General features: G+C 71.9%; 8 protein-coding genes. 1 reads left to right on the top strand and 7 read right to left on the bottom strand.

Going from position 1 to position 16397, the window contains the following annotated elements; genetic code table 11:
- Positions 1-122: 122 nt before the first annotated feature.
- The 5 genes from ACZ7G1_RS04075 to ACZ7G1_RS04055 form a co-directional block, all read right to left on the bottom strand.
- Complete coding sequence (locus ACZ7G1_RS04075) at positions 123-1571, bottom strand: cellulose binding domain-containing protein (RefSeq protein WP_470879622.1); 1449 nt, start codon at positions 1569-1571, stop codon at positions 123-125.
- Positions 1572-1651: 80 nt separating this feature from the next.
- Positions 1652-3223 carry a beta-N-acetylhexosaminidase gene (locus tag ACZ7G1_RS04070; protein WP_470879620.1) on the bottom strand — a complete coding sequence of 524 codons (1572 nt, stop codon included), beginning with the start codon at positions 3221-3223 and terminating at the stop codon, positions 1652-1654.
- Between the two features lie 105 nt (positions 3224-3328).
- Positions 3329-4183, bottom strand: coding sequence for a carbohydrate ABC transporter permease (locus ACZ7G1_RS04065; RefSeq protein ID WP_470879618.1), 855 nt, complete (start codon positions 4181-4183; stop codon positions 3329-3331).
- A complete protein-coding gene (locus ACZ7G1_RS04060) occupies positions 4180-5190 on the bottom strand; it encodes a carbohydrate ABC transporter permease (protein ID WP_470879616.1) in 1011 nt (336 codons plus the stop codon). The genes ACZ7G1_RS04065 and ACZ7G1_RS04060 overlap by 4 nt, the downstream gene beginning before the upstream one ends.
- A gap of 3 nt (positions 5191-5193) precedes the next feature.
- Positions 5194-6459 (bottom strand): extracellular solute-binding protein, encoded by a 1266-nt coding sequence (locus ACZ7G1_RS04055; protein ID WP_470879614.1) that lies wholly within the window; start codon positions 6457-6459, stop codon positions 5194-5196.
- A gap of 258 nt (positions 6460-6717) precedes the next feature.
- Here ACZ7G1_RS04055 and ACZ7G1_RS04050 point away from each other — a divergent pair, with 258 nt between their 5' ends.
- The gene (locus ACZ7G1_RS04050; protein ID WP_470879665.1) at positions 6718-7563 is read left to right on the top strand and encodes a GntR family transcriptional regulator; all 846 of its coding nucleotides are present in this window, start codon (positions 6718-6720) and stop codon (positions 7561-7563) included.
- 10 nt (positions 7564-7573) lie between these two features.
- On the opposite strand, the gene ACZ7G1_RS04045 is transcribed toward ACZ7G1_RS04050, so the two are convergent.
- Both ACZ7G1_RS04045 and ACZ7G1_RS04040 read right to left on the bottom strand, forming a co-directional pair.
- A complete protein-coding gene (locus ACZ7G1_RS04045; RefSeq protein ID WP_470879612.1) occupies positions 7574-8017 on the bottom strand; it encodes an immunity 26/phosphotriesterase HocA family protein in 444 nt (147 codons plus the stop codon).
- Complete coding sequence (locus ACZ7G1_RS04040) at positions 8014-16245, bottom strand: SpvB/TcaC N-terminal domain-containing protein (RefSeq protein ID WP_470879610.1); 8232 nt, start codon at positions 16243-16245, stop codon at positions 8014-8016. The genes ACZ7G1_RS04045 and ACZ7G1_RS04040 overlap by 4 nt, the downstream gene beginning before the upstream one ends.
- Positions 16246-16397: the final 152 nt, after the last annotated feature.

The raw sequence follows: 16397 nt of genomic DNA, 5'->3' as shown, positions 1-16397 counted from the left end.
GTAGGGTGGGTGGGGGGGGGTTGCGCCCCCTGTGGTGTTTTCCTCCCCCCCCCCCGCCTCGGGCGTTCGGTCGGGGGTCGATCGGGGGTCGGTCGGGGGTCAGTCGGGGGTCAGTCGGGGGTTCAGGAAGCGGGGACCTCGTCGACGAAGGTGGTGCCGGCGGTGCGGAGGGCGGTGAGCTTGGCGGAGACCTGGGCGGGGGTGAGGACCTGGTCCTGGACGTGGAGGACGTAGTCGACCTGCTGGTCGTAGGCGCGGGGGGTGGTGGAGGTCTGGCCGTTGAGGTCGATGAGCCACTGGTTGAAGTTGATGGACATGGGGCGCTCGGGGAGGTAGGCGGCGTCGTGGGTGCCGAAGAGGGCGCCGTCGATGTAGTAGGTGATCTTGCTGTTGTCGATGGTCACGACGAGGTCGTGCCAGCCGGTGAAGCTCTGGCGGCTCTCGCTGTGCTGGTTGACGGCCTGCCAGGGGTCGGGGTTGTAGGTCTCCCAGGAGGTCGTGTAGAGGATGTTGCCCTGTTCGCCCCAGCCGCCGTTGGGCAGGTACTCGAAGTCGTACTCGGCGTAGTCGTCGGCCATGGGGGCCTTGAGGTCGTTGATGGTGAAGAAGGTCTGGACGATGTGGTCGCCGTCGGGGCCGTACTTGGGAGCGTCGGAGAACTTCACGCGGGACGCGTAGGTGCCGTTCTTGAACTTGGTGGCCTTGGTGAGGATCTCGGTGTGGGTGGTGGTGGAGCCGGTGCCGGCGCTGGAGGTCTCCAGGTTCATCACCGTGTTGCCGCTCTGGTTGACGAAGGTGACCTTGGAGGGGTCCCAGGTGGCGCCGGAGACGCCGGGGCCGCCGGAGTTGGAGCGGACGCTCCAGCCGTGGGCGGCGAGGGCCGGGTCGGTGTGCGAGGTGTAGGAGAAGTCGTCGAAGAGGACCTTGCCGCTGCCGGCCGGCGGGTCGGTGGGGGTCGGCGGGTCGGTCGGGGTGGGCGGGTCGGTGGGCTCGTTGCCGGCGGGGGCGGTGCCCCACACAGTGGCGCCGGCTATCTGCGCGGTGACCTTGGTCCAGTCGGCGTAGGAGGTCTGCGACCCGCTGAAGGAGTAGTCGTCGCTCTGGGTCAGGGTCTGCCAGTTGGACTGGTAGTAGCGCAGCTGCATGTCGCCGGTGTCGGCCCCGGGGGCGAGGGAGCCGGCGCCGGGGGTGAAGCCGATCTCCAGGTAGCGGTCGGCCGTGGCGGTGGGGTTGGCGAGGGTGCCGAAGGTGCCGGTGATGACGGAGCAGCCCTTGACCGCCCAGGAACAGGCGAAGCGGTACGTGGCGGTCGGGGAGTCCGCCTTGAAGTAGTAGCGGATCTTGACCTGGCTCAGCTGGACGGTGGTGGTGCCGGTGTTGCGGAGCTTGAGCCACGGCTCGGTCTGGTCGGCGGTGGCTCCGGCGGCGCTGGTCCGGTACTGGACGGCCAGGCCGTCACCCGGGGACGCGGACGCGGTGGTGATCGGCAGGGTCGCCAGGGCCGCGCTGCCAACGAGGGCGGTCAGGGCGAGGGCCGCGCGGGTGCCGCGGCGGGTGGGTCGGGTGCTCATCCGACGGTTTCCTTTCGTTGACTCCCGCGCTGTGCGGGAGGGTTCGTTCGTGGGGGTGTGCGGGTGGAGCGGCGACGGGTTCAGGCGGGGGCGTGCGTGGCCCGGTCCCGGAGCGTGTCGTGCGGCACGCCGAGCGCGGTGAGCCGCGCCCGGTGCCCGTCGAGCCGGGTCCGGAAGTCCCGCCAGTCGTCGGTGGAGTCCCACGCCCGCTCGGCGAGGGCGCAGAGGCGGGGGTAGGTGAGGTACTCGATGTGCGCGGGCGTCGGGGCGAACTCGGTCCACAGCTGGCCCTGGGTGCCCAGGACCCTTCCGGCGAGCTGCGGTTCGCCGGCCGGTGGGTGGAGGTCGAGGCCGTACACGGTGCGCACGTCGAGGGCGTGGCCCGGCTGGGCGGGGGGTTCTGCGGGGCCGGGGTCGCGGGCGTAGTCGAAGTAGGTGGAGCGGTGGTCGGCGTGGATGACGTCGTGACCGCGGCGGGCGGCGGTCCAGGCGTGCCGCGGGGTACGCCAGCTCATCACCGTGCAGCTGAGGGGCAGGGTCGTGCCGTCCTCGGCCCAGGCGACCGGGCGCCGGCCGGCCGCCACGACGTGCTCGGCCATCCGTGCCATGAACCAGCCGTGCAGCTCGCGCGGGCCCGCGAGTCCTTCGCGTGAGGCGCGGGCGAGGGCGGCCGGGCTCGTCTCCCATTCCCCGGTGGGGACCTCGTCACCGCCGATGTGGATGTACGGGGAGGGGAAGAGGTCCATCACTTCGTCCAGGACCGTACGGAAGAAGTCGAGGACGTGGTCGTCGACGCCGAGGACGTTCGGGCAGACGCCCCACTCGGTCCACACGTCGAGGCGCGTGTCCGGGTGGTTGCCGAGTTCGGGGTACGCGGCGAGGGCGGAGCGGACGTGTCCCGGCACTCCGACCTCGGGGACGACCGTCACTCCGCGTGCGGCGGCGTGGGCGACGAGGCCGGCGAGTTCGGCGCGGGTGTACGCGCCGCCGTGCGGGCGGCCGTCGAAGTGCTCGCTGCCGGCGGGGCCGACCATCGACTGGGTCCGGCGGCCGCCGATCTCGGTGAGCCGGGGGTAGGCGGCCACCGGCATCCGCCAGCCCTGGTCGTCGGTGAGGTGCAGCTGGAGGACGTTGAGCTTGTGCAGGGCGAGGAGGTCGACGAAGCGGTGCAGGTACGACACCGGCTGGAAGTGGCGGGCGACGTCGAGCAGCATGCCGCGCCAGGGGTGCGCGGGAACGTCCGTGATCTCCACGCCCGGCACCTCGACGTCCCGCCCGGACGGTTCCGCCAGGACGTCGTACGGCAGGAGTTGACGGACCGTCTGGATTCCGCGCAGGAGTCCGGTCGGGCGGGCGGCGCGCAGCAGTACGCCGCCGGGGCTGACGGTCAGCCCGTACCCCTCCTCGCCCAGGCCCGTCAGCGCGGGGTCGAGGGCGAGGACGAAGGCACCGTCCTCGGCGTGCTCCAGGTGCAGTCCGGTGCCCGGCGTGAGGTACGTGCGGAGGAGGTCGGCCGCGCCTTCCGCGCCGGGGGCGACGCGCAGCCGGGTGGTGTCGTCGAGGCGGAATCGGCCGGGGCGCGGGGAGATGCGGCTCGGGCGGGGGACGAGGGTGAGGTCGGGTCGTGTGGGTGCGTGGTTGAGCAGGTCCACGGGGGTGTGTCTCCCGGTGTTCGGCGGGGCACGGCGGTGGGTTACGGCCACGGAGGTGGGTCGCGGGCACGGAAGTGCGGCGGTGCGGGGCGTGCCGGACGGGCGTCAGCCCTTGACTCCTCCGGCGGTGAGGCCGGAGGTCACGTGGCGCTGCAGCGCGAGGAAGATGATCAGCGCGGGCAGTGCGAAGAGGGTGGAGGCGGCCATGGTGGCGCCCCAGTCCGTGCCGAAGGTCGTCTGGAAGGAGGAGAGCCAGACCGGCAGGGTGCGGCTGTCCTGCTGTTTGATGATGAGGAAGTTGGCGTAGGTGAACTCGTTCCAGGCGGTGATGAAGCCGAAGAGCGAGGTGGCCATCAGACCGGGGGCGAGCAGCGGGAACGCGACCCGGCGGAAGGCTCCGACCCTGGTGCAGCCGTCGACCTGCGCGGCCTCTTCGAGTTCGGGTGGGATGCCGGCGATGAAGCCCCGGAGCACCACCACGGTGAACGGCAGCGTGATCATGAAGTAGATCAGGGTGAGCGTGGGGAGCCGGTCGAGCATGTGGGTGTCGCGGGAGATGATGTAGATGGGGATGATCAGTGATTCCCACGGCGCCATCTGGGCGATGAACACGGCCAGCATGAACTGTCTGCGGCCGCGCCACCGCAGTCTCGCCACGGCGTAGGCGGCGCCGAGCGCGACGACCAGTGCGAGGAGTACGGCTCCGAGGGTGACCAGGACGCTGTTGCGCCAGAACAGGGCGAAGTCGTCGGCCTGGACGGCGGCGCGGAAGTGGTCGAAGGTCCACGCGCGCGGGATCAGGCTGGGGTCGTAGGACTGGATGTCGCGGGACGGCTTGAAGGCGGTCGTGACCATCCAGTACACGGGGAAGAGGCAGATCGCGACGGTCAGGGTGGCGGCCGCGTGGAGCGGAAGCCTGCGGAGGGCGCGCCGCGGGGTGGTCCTGCGGGTCGTGGTCACAGGTGCTCTCCTTCCTGGCGGAACAGTTGGCGGAAGTAGAGGACGAGGACGCCGCTCATGAGCAGGACGGTGACCATGGAGGCGGCCGATCCCAGGTCGTAGCGCTGGTTGGCGAGGGCGGTCTGCACGGCGTAGACCGGCAGGATGGTGGTGGCGTCGCCGGGTCCGCCGCGGGTCATCACCCAGATCTGGACGAAGGCCTTGAAGGTCCAGATCACCTCCAGGGAGAGCACGAGCATGAAGATCGGTCTCACGAGGGGGAAGGTGACGGAGCGGAAGATCCTCGCCGCGCCGGCGCCGTCGAGGCGGGCGGATTCGTAGAGTTCCTCGGGCACGGTGGTGAGGGCCGAGTAGAGGGTGACGGCGGCGAACGGTACGGACTGCCAGACGATGAGGACGACGAGGATCGTGAAGGCGGCGGGGCCGTCGGCGAACCAGGTGTAGCCCTCGAAGGAGCTGAGGCCGAGGCTGGTCAGGGTCTCGTTGACGATGCCGAACTGGGAGTGGAAGAGCCACTGGAAGACGGTGGTGGCGGCCACGACGGGCACCGCCCACACCAGGACGAGGGAGCTCAGGACGACGGTCCTGCCGATCCTGCCCAGCCGTTCGATCATCAGGGCGACCAGCGTCGACAGGATCATGATGGCGACGACGTTGACGGCCATGAACAGGAAGGTGCGGCGGACGACCTCCCAGAACCTGGGGTCGCTCAGCAGGGTCTGGTAGTTGCGCAGTCCGACGAACTCGGCGTCGCCCCTGATCAGTTCGCGCAGCCGGAAGTCCTGGAAGGAGATGAGCAGGGCCCGGCCGAACGGGTAGAGCAGCAGGTAGAGCATGCCCAGGACGGCCGGGGCGATCAGCAGGTAGGGGCCGAGGGTGAGGGCGCGTCCGCGGTGCGGCCGCCGCCGGGAGGAGCGGGGAGGGCGGGAGGAGCGGGCGGGGCGGGGGGTGCGGGCTGGGCGGGGGGTGCGGGAGGGGCGGGCGGAGCCGACGGGATGGGCGGGCATGTGTCAGGAACCGCTGTTCAGGGTGGTGGTGATGGACTGGGACGCCTTGGCGGCCTCGGACTTGGGGTCGCGGCCGGTGAGCACGGCCGTCATGTAGTCCTTGATGGGGTTCTTGGCTTCGACGGCGGCCCACTGCGGGGTGTTGGGCGTGGCGTGTCCGTTGGCGGCGCCGACCGCCATGGCCGCGGCGCCGGGGTCGGAGGCGACGGCGGCGGCCAGGTTGGTCTTGTTCGGGACGTAGCTCATCGCGAGGGCGAGCTTCTTCTGCCAGGCGTCGCCGGCGAGCTCCTTGATGAAGGTGTACGCCTCCGCCTGGTGCGCGGCGGCGGAGGGGACGACGAGGTCGGAGCCGCCGGTGAAGACCGCTCCCGGGGTGCCGGCGGTCTTGCCGGGGATCGGGAAGAAGCCCAGCTTGCCCTTGAGGGCGGGGTTGCTCTGCGCGATGACGTTGGCGCCGCCGGGGGTTGCGATGATCTGGGCGATCTGGCCCTTGGCCATGACCTCGGCCTGGAGCGGGCGGGATTCGTCGGAGTCCCTGGGGCCCTTGCCGAGTGCTTGGAGCCGCTTGTAGAAGTCCATGGCTCTCATGGCTTCGGGGCTGTCGAGGCCTCCCTTCCAGGTCTTGCCTTCCTGGACCGCGAGGTCGCCGCCCTCGTCCCAGATGAAGCCGGAGAGGGTGTACCAGTTCTGTCCGGGCAGGTAGATGCCCTGGACGCCGTTCTTGTTCAGCTTCTCGGTGGCGGCGAGCCACTGGTCACGCGTCTTGATCTTCGTGGCGTCGATGCCGGCCTTCTGGAACAGGTCGTTGCGGTAGATGACGACCCGGTTGGCGGCGTAGTACGGGATGCCGTACTGCTTGCCGTCCCAGGCGCCGGGTTCGGCGAGGCCCTTGAGCCAGAAGTCGCCGCCGAGCTCGGCGGTCTTGTCGCTGAGGTCGGTCAGTCCGCCGCTCTGGGCGTACTGGGCGACCTGGGTGTTGCCGACCTCGATGACGTCGGGGGCGTCGTTGCTGGCCAGGGCCGCTGTGACCTTCTCGCCGATGCCCTCCCACTCCTGGATCTGGATCTTGAGGTCGATGTCCGGGTGGGCCTTCTCGAAGCCGGCTTCGAACTCCTTCTGGAAGGCGTCCGAGACGCTTTCGCGCATCAGCCACACGTCGAGGGCGGTCGGCCCTGCGGTGTTCTTCTCCTCGCCGCCGGACGAGGAACAGGCGACGAGTCCGGTGCTCAGGAGCATGGCGCCGAGCAGGGCAAGGGGGCGGTGCTTCATGGTTCACCTCAGGGGAGCATGGGAAGGAGAGGCAAACACCGACCTGACCAGTTGGCCGCCGAGTGTTTACCAGTCGGTGCGGGGATGAAGGTGGCATGGACCAATGACGACGGTCAACCCCCGCAGCAAAGCGGGAATTCGGCCAGCAAGTGCCCAGAAGAGGCCACACACCCCCGGACCTGCATCGCTCCTGCGACCTGACCAGCAGACCAGTTATAGTTGACCAGCAGACTTCCCGACGACGAACGAGAGCCCCGTATGGAGATCGACGCGGCAGCCTCCGGCGCGATGCTCAAGCGCGAGCGGGTCCGTGACGCGATCCTCGAGCTCATCGAGGCGCGACGGCCCGGCGACGCCATCCCGTCCGAACGCGCCCTCTGCTCCCGGCTGGGCGTGTCACGCCCCACCCTGCGCGCGGCCGTCGACGAGCTCGTCGTCGCCGGACTGCTCGTCCGTGAGCACGGCCGGGGCATGTTCGTGGCCGCGGAGAAGATCACCCAGGAGCTGGTCTCCGACCGCAACGCCTTCAGCCTCCCCCAGGCCGGCGGCACGTGGACCAGCAGACTCCTGGAGTTCAGCACCCTCCCGGCCGGCGCCCGCGTCAGCCGCAAGCTGCGCATCTCCCCCGCCGCGCAGATCCTCTACGTGGCCCGCCTCCGCCTCGTCGACGGCTCCCCCATGGCCATCGAGCACCTCCACGTGCGCACCGACCTCGCCCCCGGCCTGACCAGTGAAGAACTGGAGCAGGGCGACCTCTACGACCACCTGCGCGACCGCCACGGGGTCCAGGTCAGCGAGGCCGTCCAGTCCATCGAGCCCACCGTCGTCACCCGCGCCGAAGCCGACCTCCTGGACGTCCCCGAGCTCTCCCCCGCCCTCCTCTTCGAGCGGCTCACCACCGACACCCGCGGCCGCGCGGTCGAGTACGTCCACTCCCTCTACCGCGGCGACCGCTACCGCATCGTCTCCCGCCTCACCCTCAGCGCCCACGACGACAAGACCTCCACCAAGGAAGGCCACCACCCCGGCATCCCCCCGGGCGACTTCCCCACCGGCGACCCGGTCACCTTCTCCACCCGCGGCGTCGTCCAGCAGAACCCCTGAGGCCCACCTGTCACTCCAGCCGCACCCTCGCCTCCAGCTCGTCCTCGTTGGGCAGGCCGAGGAAGGTGTCCAGGAGCCGCCCCTCGATGTGGTGCGCGTCCCAGACGGAGGCGCGTTCCAGGCCGACGCACTCCTCGGGGGTGGCGGGGCGGACGGCGCCTTCCGAGTCGAAGATCGTGCACTTGCGGAAGTCGGCGAGGTCCTGGGTGAACCGGACGACGGGCCGGGCGGCCTCCCCCGCCAGGGGTCGGAATCCGATCGACGGCCAGTGCTCGGCCGACGGCAGACGGACGGCCTGCGCGAAGAGCAGGGGCCTGGCGTCGATGTCGTCCAGGTCGGCGGAGGGGTCCAGGGTGCGGTAGTCGTAGAAGCCGGTGTAGGTGTCGGTGAGGACGCGGCCGTAGGCGTAGGAGCCGTCGGCGAGCGGGATGCGCACGTAGGTGCCGGGGGTCATCGCTGCCCCAGCAGCTTGCGCGCCAGCTGTTTGAACGGGGTGCCCGTGAAGGGGGCGAGCTCGCCGAACTCCAGGGATGCCGCCGCGTGGAAGATCTCGCCCATGATGCTGTCCTTGCGGACTCCTCGTTCTTTGTTCTCGGTCAGCCGGGGGCCGGGATCGCTGTCCGACCAGGCTCCGCCGCTGAAGTCCTTGGCGCCGATCCGGACCGCCTCCCTCGCCCCGTGGGCATCGATGAGCTGCTGCTCCCTGCCCCGGATGGCGAGGTAGGCGGCGTCGCGGTAGCGCTCCGCGTAGTTGTCGGCGAGTCCGACCATGTACTTGTCCAGCTTGGCGACGCCGTAGTCCCCGTCGCCCGGCTCCTCGCGCTCGTCCACGTGGTGGTTGCGGTCGCGGTTCTTCATGGCGTCCTCAGCCTGGGCCTCCCAGGGGAGGGTCAGGTCGATCTTCGCGCTGGTGCGGCCCGAGTAGACCCGCCCGGTCTTCTTGTTGACCTTCGTGTACGTGACGTACACCCGCCCCGTCTGCGGCCCGCTCCGCTTGCGTTTGGGGTCCTCGACCGGGATGGGGAACGGGGAGTGGACGAGTTCCTGGACCTTTTCGAGCACGGGGAACGCCGCCCCCTGCCTCCTCAGCCCGAGGGGGTTGCCGTGCATCACGATGCCGGCCGCTCGTTGCATGTGGATCTGTACCGTGAGCGCCATCGCGGCCGCCGCCAGCGCCTGCGCGGCCAAGAGCACCCCCGCCCCTCCCGTGGCCAGCCCGCTCGCGGGCAGGGGAGCGGTGGCCGCGGCGCCTCCGGTCACGGGAGCGGCGGCCGCTGGAGCGGTGGCGGCACCGGCTCCCCCGTTGATCACGGCGGCGCTGCCCCACCGCGCGGCCGCCCGCTCCAGCGCCCCGGCCGCTTGCTTCAGCGTCTCGATGGCACCCTCGGTGAGAACCGGGGCGGGCTCGTGCCCGGTCCGGTCGACCAGCGTGACCGGGTTCCCCCGCGCGTACCGGTACAGGTTCGGTCCGTCGACGAGCCCCGAGGGGTCGGCGCTCGTCCATCTGCCGAGCCAGCAGGCGTAGTAGCGGGCGCCGTGCAGGGCGAGGCCCGTCTCCTCGTCGCGTTCCATGCCGGTGTAGCGGTAGCGCTTGGGCGTCTCCGTGCGGCTGCGGACGGCCTGGTACGTCGTGCTGCCGTAGGGCGCGTACTCCTCGTACGAGATGATCTGGGCCCGCTCGTCGAGTTCGAGGCTCGACGAGCCGAGGTGGTTGCCCGACTGGTAGCGGATCAGGCGGGGTGGTGCGGGGTCGGTGCCTTCGGTGTCGCGGGTGCGGAGCTCGGTGAGGACGAAGCGTTCCTCGCCGGCGCCGGAGCCGCCTCCCGCGTCCGCGCTCGTGTGCACGGTCTCCCGTTCGAACACGGCGGTGTCCCTGCCGATGGGGCCGCGGTGGCGGCGGAAGACCTCGAAGTCCCCGAGGTAGATCCGTTCCTCGACGAGGCCCGGTGCCTTCTCCCACACCTTGCGGACCCGTCGCCCCTCGGCGTCGTACACGCAGAAGACCGTGCCGCCTCCGCCGAGGTCCGCGCGTCGCAGCCGGTCGGTGTGGTCCCAGTGCAGGTTGGGGCCGGGGGTGCCGCCGCCGAGGTGCGGCATGCGGATCATGTTGCCGTGGCGGTCGTGGGCGTACGGCTCGACGAGCGGCGGTGTGGTGCCGCCGGGGTTCACGGTCGTGGCGCTGAGTCGGTTGCCGGTCTTGACGGGGGTGCCCGCCGTGCCGTCCTCCAGGAGGCTGGTGTCGGTGTAGGTGTGGCCGCGGGTCCAGCCCGCGTGGGCGGGGTCGCTGCCGCGGTGCTGCGTCCGCAGGATGTTGCCGACCAGGTCATGGACGTATCGCTCGACGTATGTCCCCATGCTCTGTTGCGTGTTGGGGTGGTCGAGGCGGGTGGGGAAGGCGTTGGCGGCGTCGGGCGCGGTGGGGGGTCTGCGGGTGCCGTCGGCCTGCTGGCCGAGGTGCTCGCGGCCGGTGGCCTGGATCAGGCGGTAGAGCGCGTCGTGGACGTAGTCGTTGCTCGGCTCCACCCGCTGGTTGCGGAAGAACACGGTCTGCTGGGCGTCGTCCTGGACGTGGGTGACGTTGCCGGACGGGTCGTAGGTGTAGCGGAGGTTCTGGAGGCCGCATGTCCCGGCGGGCGGTGGGGGGTTGTCCGGGCTGTCGCAGTCCTCGGGGAACGACGGGCCTCGCCCGGTGACGAGGTGGACCAGGCGGGAGGTCAGCGGGTCGTGCCGGTAGCGGGTGGTGGCGCCGTTCTTGTGGGCGACGCGGACGCGCCTGCCGTGGGCGTCGTACGCGGTGTCGGCGATGCCCACCGGGGACGGCGGCTCGACGGCCGGGTCGAGCAGCGCGGGCGGCGGTGTGGTGTGTTCCAGCCAGACGTCGACGCGGTCGAGCAGGCCCGCCTCGTTGAAGACCGGCTGGACGACGTGGAGCCGTCCAGGGGCGAGGTCGCTGTGCGGCAGGGTCGCCTGGACGGTCCGGTTCAGCGCGTCGTAGCGCACGCTGTTCTCGAAGGACTCCTCCGCCATCCTCGGCTCCGCCGACCAGTCGGGCAGCGCCTGGTAGTCGGCGGTCAGGGTGCGGGTGTGGTGGAGCGCGTTCCCCTTGAAGTCGTACGCCTCAAGGGGCGTGCCGGCCGCGTCGAGCCGCGCGTTGACGGCGGCGCCGGCACCGTCGAAGTGCCGCAGCACTCGGGTGCGCAGGTTGAGCCGCCGCGCGCGGGCTTCGTCGGCGGGTGAGGCGTCCGGGGCGGGCTCGCCGTACTCGATGCGCTCGATCAGCACGTCGCGGTCGAGGGTGCGCGGGTCGGAGGCGGTGTCCCCGTCGGCGACCGTGCCGCGCACGGTTCTGGCGACGCGACGGCGCAGGGCGTCGTGGGTGACCGCGAAGGTGTGGCCCCTGCTGTCCCATGCGCGGATCGGGTTTCCGGCGACGTCCGGCAGGCTCCAGCGCGCCCCGGCCTCCATGCTGTCCTGATGGATCCGGTGGCCGAGCATGTCGTACTCGTACCGGACGACGACACGCCCCAGCGGGTCGCCGGCCTGCGTCACGGTGTCCCGCACCAGGCGCTGGTTGCCCTCGATGTCGAGCTCGGTGCGGGTGGCGACGGTGTCCTCGGTGCCGTCGAGGTCGTGGCCGGCGCAGACGACACGGTTGCGTTCGACCGTGAGGAAGGGCCGCCCCAGCGCGTCGAGATGGGTGGTGGCGGGCGTGTCCGCGTGTGCGGCGGCGCGTTCGGCCGCCGCCTGCTCGTGCGGGCCGAGCGCGCCGCCGGTCCGCTGAGCGTGCCAGGTCTCCCACGGGGTGGCCGGCTCGGCGGTGGTCAGCGCCGTGAAGTAGCGGGCGAGCAGGCCCCGTACGTCGGGGTCGGTGCGCGGGTCGCCGGTCTCCGCGCCTCGGGGTGCGCAGGTGTCGTTGGCGTCGTAGGTCGTCTGGTCCCAGGGGCCGAACACGACCTTCTCGTACGTGTGGTGGGGGTGCAGGGTCGCGACGACGCGTCCGAGGGGGTCGTGGAAGAGCACGGAACTGACGCCGGCCGTCACGCCGAACTCGAACTCGGGTGTGGCGGTGAAGAAGGGCTCGTACTGGCGGACCGGCTTGCCCTTGTTGTTGTGGACGACCCAGCCGCTGCGCACCCAGCGCGCGCCGACCACCGGGCCGCCGTCGGTCAGGGGCCCGGGTTCGGCGCGTGACGTGCGCTGGATCTCGCGGCCGAGGCCGTCCGTGTAGCCGTACGCGGTCCGGACCCTGAGGCCCTGCGGTGGCAGGGGGTCGTGGTGGTGTGTCTCGCGGGTGAGGGTGACGACCACTGCGGGGCGGCCGAGGCGGCGGAAGCGGTCGAGGTCGTACACGACGCGGCTGGTGGCCCCGGCGAGCAGCTCCGCCGCTGCCGCGTCGGGATCGGCCGCCGCCATGAGGGCGTCGACACGCTCGGGGGCGGGGTCGGTGGGCAGCCCGTCCAGGGTGTCGCCTTCGGCGGGCGCCGGGGCCGCCTTGCCCATGGTCGCGGTGGCGGTGACCATGCCGAGGGCGTCGAAGGCCACCTCGGTCCGGTTGCGGTTGGCGTCGGCGAGGCGGCGGGGCTGGAGGACGCGGTAGTCGTTGGCCTCGACCGTGGTGCGGTTGCCGAGCGGGTCGCGCACCTCCACGGTCAGCAGGTCGTCGCCGTCGAGGTCGACCACGGTGTCCTGCCCGAAGGGGTCGCGCTGCCGACGGACGACGAAGTGGTGTCGGAGGGCCCGCGCCAGTTCGGCGGCCGGCGGATCGTCGGGGGCGGTGGAGAAGTACGACCGTCCGGACGGCAGCCACCAGTGGTCGTCGGGGTCGGTGGCGGGGAAACGCCCGTCCGCCTTGAGCGTCCGGCCCGCCAGGTAGCCGCCCCGGTCGCCCGCCGTCCCGGCGAGGACGTCCGCCGGTTCCGGCAGCAGGCTCTCCGGGGAGCCGTCGGGGCGGGGCCTGCGGTAGACGGCGGCGAGGAGCCCGGGGGTGAGGGCGAGGGTGTAGCTCTCGCCGGTCGTGGCGCGGGATTCCAGCTGTCCCAGAGGGAGGACGCGCGCGAGGTCGTCGCCACGGTAGTGGACCCGGGCGTGCTCGACGGGGCGGCGGCAGGGTTCGGGCGTGGGCCGCTCCTCGTACGCCACCTCCCGGGCGTACCGGTGCCGCAGCCGCCCGCCGCTGCCGGGGACGCGCTCCACGAGGTCATCGGCGAGGAAGCGGCCGCGCGGCCCGGTGGGGGCGTAGCCGGTCAGCTCGAAGGTGCGCGTCTCGCAGGTCACGGGGTGGCGCCACACGGCGGCGGTGTCGAGGCCGTTGGTGACGCGCCGCTCCGTGTACATGAGGAGGGGCGTCGTCTGCCGGGCGCGGTCGGCCGGGTGGAGGGCGTCGAGGGCGGGGTTGGGGACGGTGCGGTCGGTGCCGTCCGCGTCGGTCGTGACCACGTGGGTACGGCGGCCGTAGCCGATGGCGGCTTCCTTGAGGACGGTGCCGTACGGGTCGACGTCGAGGATCAGGGTGTGCTGGGTGCGCGGATCGGCGGCGTTCCGCTCGTAGTGGTGGGTGAGCGTCTCGCGCGGCCGGACGTCGAAGACGGCGTGCTCGTGCGCACCGCGCCCCTGGAGGCGCCGGACGGTGAAGTTCTGCTCGGTGACCGTGTACGGGGTCCGGGCGCGGGCCCGCTCGGCCGGGGTCGACCGGGCGACGGCGTCGTCGGCGTACACCTCGCGCCGCAGCAGCGCTCCCTTGAGGGCGCGGCACGCCTGCCGTTCCTCCTCGTCGGAGAGGCCGGGGGGCAGCGGGGTGTCGTCGAGGAGCAGCTCCCTGGCGCCGGCCGGGGTCAGCCCGGGTTCGCGGAAGTACTCCCCCTCGTGGTGGCGGGAGACGCGCTCGCGGCCGAGCCGGTCGCCGGTGTGGAACCAGGACTTGGTGTGCGCCGGTGGCACGTACGCCGCCGGGTCGGCGTTGCTCGCGTCGCCGCTCGCGTGCCCGCCCGTGACCGCTTCGATCTCCTCGGTGTCCCACTGCTCGACCATGCCGAACCCGCAGAACTCGCGCTCCGCTCCGTCGTAGCGGCCGTGGTGGTAGCGGTAGCGGGTGGTGAAGCGGTTGCGGCTGACGTGGTCGTACGTCTCCACGCGTTCGATCACGTGGACGGGGAAGGCCAGCCGGGCGATCCACGGCCGTCCCTCCTGCTTGTCCTGGAGGTAGAACTTCGTCGACGGCGCGTAGCTCAGCCGGGTCTCGGCGCCGAGGTTGTTGGTGACGCCCACGAGCAGATGGGGCTTGGTGCCTCCCATGAGGTTGACGAACCTCATGGTCCGGCCGGCGTCCGGGGCGAGCGGGGAGGACCAGACGAGGCAGGCGGTTCCGTCGCCGAGAAGGTCGGCCGTGGCGACGCTGCCGGCGTTGTCGATCCGGGGGAAGGCGCGCAGTGCGCGGGGTGAACTCCACGCGTTGCCGGACTGGTTGAAGTAGAGCCGTACGCCGTCGCGGTGGAGGTAGACGAGGTCGGTGGTGCCGGAGCCGTCGATGTCGGCCAGCCGGACGCGCTGCGGGTCGAACGCGTCCGGGTGGTCGAACCAGGGCGCGTTCTCCATCGTCACCTTGGCGCCGAAGCGCCCGTGGCCGAGGTTGGGCCAGTAGCAGACTTCGCCGTTGCGGACGCGGACCAGGTCGGCCAGTCCGTCGCCGGAGAGGTCGGCGAGATGCACCGTGTCCGTACCGTCGGAGAAGACGGCCCGGGGGCCGTGCTCCTCGTCGCCGGCGACGGCGAGCTGCCGGGCGGCCTCGAATCCCTCCTCCGCGAGCGAGCGGTACCAGACGAGGGAGGAGTCCTCGGTCATCAGGACGTCGGCGTGGCCGTCCCCGTCCAGGTCGGCGATGCGGGCGTTCGCGGCGTTCAGCGGGCTGCTCGGGAGCGAGGCGAACGGCCGCAGCGGCTGCCACCCCTCGGCCTCGTCGTGCTCGTACACACCGGGCGCGGTCCCCTGCGTGACGACGACGTCCACGAGTCCGTCCCCGGCGAGGTCCACGAACTCGGCGCCGCCGCCGGGCGGGAGCGCCGGCATGGCACCGACGTGCTCGACCGGCGCGAACCGGACGCGGGCGGCCGGGCCGCCCCCGGGGGCGGGGTCCGGCAGCGGGCTGATGTTCCGCTGGTAGAACCAGGCGCCCGACTGTTCCGCGAGCACACCGGGAATGCCTTCGCCGTGCAGGTCGATCCAGCGGTACGTCGTCCCGTCCACGCCGGCCGGAAGGTTCGCCACGGAGCGGGGGTCGACGGTCTCCACCGTGTCCCGCACCGTCGGCTCCGCGTACGTGAACTCCACCGGTGGCATGCTGCGGCGGACGTACCCGGCGCCCTCGCGGCGGTGGCCGTGCTCCGTGACCGCGCGCAGGAACGCGTACACGGGCCGGTCGGACGCCGCCGGATCGCCCTCGCCGCCGTGGACGAGCTCGGTCGACCGCACCAGGCAGTCGACACCGACCCCGTCCGTCTCCGTGCCGGGGAAGTGGTGGAACATCAGCACCCGGCGGCACAGCCGGCCGGTGCGCACCTCGAAGCCCGCCCGGTACGACGAGAACGCGTCCGGGCGCAGCGGCCACGGGAAGCGGAGGGCACCGGTGTCGTCGACGGCCTCGTCGTCGCGGGGCCCTGGCGCGTCCGTGTCGTGGTCGCCGTAGTCGAGCACGGCCTCGAACATCCAGCCGCCGGCGGCCACTCGGGCGTCCAGGAAGTGGGGGCGCGCGCCGTTCTCGTCCAGGGCCGGCGTGCGGTTGCCGTAGAGGACGCGCTTCAGATAGCGGTTGGCGGTCCTGCGGACGTCGTCACGGGCTCCCCTGTTGCGTTCCTGCGGTGCGCCGAGGTCGACGCCTGTGCCGTCCTCGGACTTGTAGCGGTAGAGGACGACGCCGCCCTTGTCGTCGCGGGTCTCGGAGATCAGCCAGCTGAAGACGCGGCCGGGGTCGGCGGGATCGGCGATGCGGTGCTCCGGGCCGAGCCCGTAGACGGTGAGGACGTTGTCCTTCGACAGCGACCGCCAGTGGACGTCGCCGACCGGGGGCGCGGCGAGGGCTTCGCCGGACGCGTCACCGCCCGCCCCGGACGGATCCGGAGCCTCTCCCGGCAGGGCGACGGCCGTCCAGCGCTCGATCCGGGCGCAGGCGCCCTCGACGCGCGGCCGGTAGCGGCGGACCCGGTGGCCGTCGATCTCGTCCTCGTGGACGACGAGCCGGCCGCCGGGGCCGCGTACCCAGTCGCCCTCGGGGTCCCGGGTGTGGCCGGGGTGGGCGGTGACCCAGTCGCCCGTGGGGTCCTGTCGGTGGACGGGCACGAGGTCGTCCTCGCCGGAGAGCACGAAGACGTCGGAGTCGACGGCGTCGAGGTACCTGGGCAGGCCCTTGTCCGTCTTCCGCGTGACCGAGGGGACCGGCAGGCTCCAGCCGAAGCCGAAGGGCCCGTTGCCCGCCCCGGAGTCGTAGGCGAGGGCGAGGCGCGGCCCGAATCCCGCGCGGCCGGGGCTGGTGACGATGGGCACGGAGACCGATCCGGTGCCGGTCGCGGGGTTGGCGGTGAACGTCTCCCCGATGCCACGGATCGCTCCCCCGCCCTTCGGGAGCGCCACCTGGGGCGCGGCCGCGACGAACCGCCGCTCGTCGGCCCCGGCTGCTTCTCGTTCGCCCGTCACCACGCGCGGTCGCCTCCGCCTCGAACCCGCCCGCTCACAGCCCTCACGTTCCTCGTGCCCACGGTCCTCTTGCTCACGGTCCTCGTGCCCGCCGTCCTCTTGCTCACGGTCCTCGTGCCAGCCGTCGTCATGCCCACGGTCCTCGTGCCCAA

Source organism: Streptomyces sp. NPDC037273 (assembly GCF_055603625.1).
Note: the sequence above shows the minus strand (reverse complement) of the source record. Positions and strands in the feature narration are given on the sequence as shown.

Excerpts from the sequence above, each read along its gene's own strand:
- ACZ7G1_RS04075 (WP_470879622.1), bottom strand. The coding sequence starts at position 1,571 with ATGAGCACCCGACCCACCCGCCGCGGCACCCGCGCGGCCCTCGCCCTG.
- ACZ7G1_RS04060 (WP_470879616.1), bottom strand. The coding sequence starts at position 5,190 with ATGCCCGCCCATCCCGTCGGCTCCGCCCGCCCCTCCCGCACCCCCCGC.
- ACZ7G1_RS04055 (WP_470879614.1), bottom strand. The coding sequence starts at position 6,459 with ATGAAGCACCGCCCCCTTGCCCTGCTCGGCGCCATGCTCCTGAGCACC.
- ACZ7G1_RS04050 (WP_470879665.1), top strand. The coding sequence starts at position 6,718 with ATGGAGATCGACGCGGCAGCCTCCGGCGCGATGCTCAAGCGCGAGCGG.
- ACZ7G1_RS04045 (WP_470879612.1), bottom strand. The coding sequence starts at position 8,017 with ATGACCCCCGGCACCTACGTGCGCATCCCGCTCGCCGACGGCTCCTAC.